The organism is Streptomyces swartbergensis (assembly GCF_002148965.1).
GTDB lineage: Bacteria > Actinomycetota > Actinomycetes > Streptomycetales > Streptomycetaceae > Streptomyces > Streptomyces swartbergensis.
In genome coordinates this window covers 1-793 of the sequence record NZ_NGFN01000801.1, presented here as the reverse complement: position 1 = coordinate 793, position 793 = coordinate 1, and the positions used below count along the sequence as shown (strand labels likewise).

Sequence of the window (793 nt, the reverse complement as noted above, 5' to 3'; positions counted from 1 at the left end):
GCTCGACGCACCCCTGCTTGACGCACCCCACCCCCAGGAGCATTATTCATCATGTGATGAATAATGCTCCTGGGGGTGGGGTGCGTCAAGCAGGGGTGCGTCGAGCGGGGGCCTTCGCGAGGAGGAGGACCACCTCGTAGGCCTCCTCGACGATGCCGTCCGGGAAGGCCTTGAGGAGGTGCTCGCGTTCCTCGGCCAGGAAGGCCGCGGTGTGTTCCTCGTCGTTGACCAGGAAGACCGAGTGGCTGCCGATGTTCGCGAGGTGGGTGTCGACGGGGACGCGGCGGCTCCAGCGAACCGTGCGGCGGGTGAAGTCGAGGCGGCCGGTGGGGTCGGCGGCGCGGGCGTTGACGTTGCGCTTCTCGGCGGAGATGTCGATGTCGAAGTGGCGCTCTGTGCGGGCGGCGGCCTCGGCGATCCATGGCACGTCGAGGGCGTCGGTGTTCCACCAGAGGGCGAGGGCGCCGCCGGGGCGCAGGACGCGGAGGGCCTCCGGGACGGATCGGGCGGGGTCGGTCCAGTGCCAGGCCTGGGCGTAGGTGACGAGGTCGACGGAGGCGTCGGCGAGGGGCAGGTCGTCGCCGGTGCCGCGGATGATCGGGATGCCGGGGAGGGTGCTGCGGAACTGTGCCGCCATGCCGTCGCCGGGTTCTACGGCGATGACGTTYGCGCCGCGGGCGTGGAGGAGGGCGGTCGCTATGCCGGTGCCGGCGCCGATGTCTGCGACGCGGGAGCCGGGGAGGGGGTGGTCGGCCAGGGCTTCTATCGCGTCGAAGAGGGCTGGGGGGTAGGA

At 71.1% G+C, this 793-nt stretch carries 1 protein-coding gene; it reads right to left on the bottom strand.

Going from position 1 to position 793, the window contains the following annotated elements; translation table 11 throughout:
• Window positions 1-85: 85 nt before the first annotated feature.
• Window positions 86-793: class I SAM-dependent methyltransferase (locus CA983_RS44420; protein WP_086606183.1), on the bottom strand; the 708-nt coding region annotated here is incomplete at its 5' end.